2 protein-coding genes and 1 pseudogene are annotated in these 2159 nt (G+C 72.3%); all 3 read left to right on the top strand.

Annotated features, from left to right (window positions below; genetic code table 11):
- Positions 1-376 (top strand): C40 family peptidase (locus R1101_RS0121860; protein WP_016935371.1); only part of this gene is annotated, 376 nt, incomplete at its 5' end.
- Between the two features lie 72 nt (positions 377-448).
- Complete coding sequence (locus R1101_RS0121865; protein ID WP_016935372.1) at positions 449-1774, top strand: hypothetical protein; 1326 nt, start codon at positions 449-451, stop codon at positions 1772-1774.
- A 63-nt stretch (positions 1775-1837) separates the two neighbouring features.
- Positions 1838-2159: pseudogene (locus R1101_RS0121870) on the top strand (alpha-(1-2)-phosphatidylinositol mannosyltransferase); the annotation flags it as partial.

The following is a 2159-nucleotide window of genomic DNA, read 5'->3' on the forward strand; positions in this document are numbered from 1 at the left end:
CGCCGAGAAGATCCTGCAGCACCTCGTCCCCGGCAGCAACGGCGCCGCCCTCCGGGCGGCCCTGTCCCGCATCGGCTCCCCGTACGTCTGGGGCGCGACCGGCCCCGATCAGTTCGACTGTTCGGGCCTCATGGTCTGGGCGTACAAGCAGGTCGGCAAGGCGCTGCCCCGCTCCAGTCAGGCCCAGGCGCAGGGCGGCACCCCCGTCTCCCGCGAGAATCTGCAGCCCGGCGACCTCGTCATCTTCTACGACGATGCCTCCCACGTCGGCATGTACGTCGGCGACGGCAACATGGTGCATGCCTCGACCTTCGGTGTACCGGTGAAGGTCCAGTCGATCGATCGGTTCCCGTTCCACAGCGCCCGCCGGTACTGATTCGCCGCCACGTCGGCGCCGACTGCCGAGGTCGCCCCGGGCGCCGCCCGGACGTCGACCTAGACTGACGCGGTGCCCGCGCGATCGTCCTCTCCCGCCGGTACCCGCCGGTGGGAACGTCTCGGCCTGGCCGGGCTGGTCGTCGCACTGGTCACGGCAGGCCTGCTGCTGGCCGTCGACCCGGCGGACACCGACGACGCCGACAGCCGGGTACGGGCCGAACTGCAGGTCGTGCTGGACGACTGGAGCCTGGCCGTCCGGACCGGCGACGACGTGTTCCTCACCCGGCTGATCGACGCCGCGTCCCCGGCGCTCATCGACTCCGAGCGGGAGCGGATCGCGGCGATCGCCTCCGTTCCTCTCACCGACTTCGGCTACGAACTCGCCCCCGACTCGGCGTTGCCCCTGCCGCCCGAGGTCGTCGCCCGGTTCGGCGCCGACGAGGTCCGGGCCCACCGCGTCCACCTCCGGTTCGCTGTGGACGGCATCGACGACGTACCCACCCGCCGGCCCGTGACCGTGCTGTTCGTCCACCGGCCGCACGGCTGGCGGATCGCCGACGACGCGCCGGCCCTCGCCGGGGCGGAGACCGCGACCTGGCGGGGACCGTGGGACCACGGCCCGCTCCACGTCGCGACCGCACAGACCGAGGGCGGACGTTCGCTCGTGATCGGGCACCCGGACAACGCGTCGTTCGTGGACGACCTCGCCGACGACCTGCCGTCCGTGGTGGAGGCCGTCGACGGCCTGTGGGGCGACACCTGGCCGCGGCGCGCGCTGGTCGTCGTGACCTCCTCGCGCGAGGAGTTCTCGCACCTCGTCGGGCCGCGGCACGACGGCGACGACATCGCTGCCGTCGCGGTCTCCGACGACGTGGATCACGGGCGCGGGATCGCCACCGGTCAGCGCATCGTCTTCAACCCGGCTGCGAGCGAGCGGCTCGACGACACCTCGCGGAGAACCGTGCTCGCCCACGAGACGGTGCACGTCGCCGCGCGGGCCGGCACGGTGGACGGTTCGCCGATGTGGGTCCTCGAGGGTTTCGCCGACTACGTCGGCCACCGCGCGACAGCGGAGGAGCTCGACGTCCGGCGGATCGCACCGACGCTGACCCGGCAGGTTCGGTCGTCGGGTGTACCGTTGTCGCTGCCGGCCGACGGCGATTTCACCGGCGAACGCTCGGCGCTCGCCTACGAGACCGCCTGGTCGATCGCCGCGTACACCGCCGACGAGTTCGGACACGACAGACTGGTCGCCCTGTACCGCGCCCTCGCCGCGGGTCCCGCCACGGACGAGAAGCTCGACGACGTGCTCACCGAACTGCTCGGCGTCGACACCACCGAGTTCGTGGAGGGCTGGGGACGCTGGCTCGGAGGCCGACTCCGCGACACCCACTGACCGGCCCGTGCCGGGGCGGGACCCGTCCACGCGCGCGCGTCCCGCTGCTTCTACGGTGGACCCATGTCGCGAACCCTGCTGGTGACGAACGATTTCCCGCCCCGCCCCGGTGGCATCCAGTCCTATCTGCACGCCTTCGCGAACCAGCTGCCGTCCGACGACCTCGTCGTCTACGCACCGCGCTGGCGCGGCGACAGTCACGTGAAGTTCGACGCGCGGGCTCCCTTCGAGGTCGTCCGTCATTCCACGACGCTGATGCTGCCCACCCCCGACGTCGCGCGACGCGCCACCCGCCTGCTCGTCGAACACGACTGCGACACCGTCTGGTTCGGGGCCGCGGCGCCGCTGGCGTTGCTGGCGCCCGTGATGCGCCGTGCCGGAGCCC

The organism is Rhodococcus sp. R1101 (assembly GCF_000278445.1).
In the GTDB taxonomy this organism is placed as follows: Bacteria; Actinomycetota; Actinomycetes; order Mycobacteriales; family Mycobacteriaceae; genus Rhodococcus; species Rhodococcus gordoniae.